At 36.5% G+C, this 222-nt stretch carries 1 protein-coding gene; it reads left to right on the top strand.

Translation table 11 applies throughout. The annotated features are described in order from the left end of the window. On the top strand, positions 1 to 222 hold a 222-nt coding region (locus ACX6CF_RS26995; protein WP_458788463.1), incomplete at both ends, for a hypothetical protein.

The raw sequence follows: 222 nt of genomic DNA, 5'->3' as shown, positions 1-222 counted from the left end.
GTTGGTCTAATGGAAGATAGAGCAACATTAAGAATTTCAAGTCAGCATATTGCCAACTGGCTTGCGCACAATATTTGTACCATTGAGCAAGTTCAAGCAAGTTTAGAGAAAATGGCGACCATAGTTGATAAGCAAAATGAAGATGATAATAGTCATGAAGCAATGAGTGCTAACTTTGATACTAGTATTGCTTTTAAAGCTGCCGCAGCGTTAATATTTTCA

The sequence above is a fragment of the Vallitalea sediminicola genome (genome assembly GCF_054408565.1).
The sequence above is the reverse complement of the archived record's forward strand: the minus strand, read 5'-3'. Positions and strand labels throughout refer to the sequence as shown.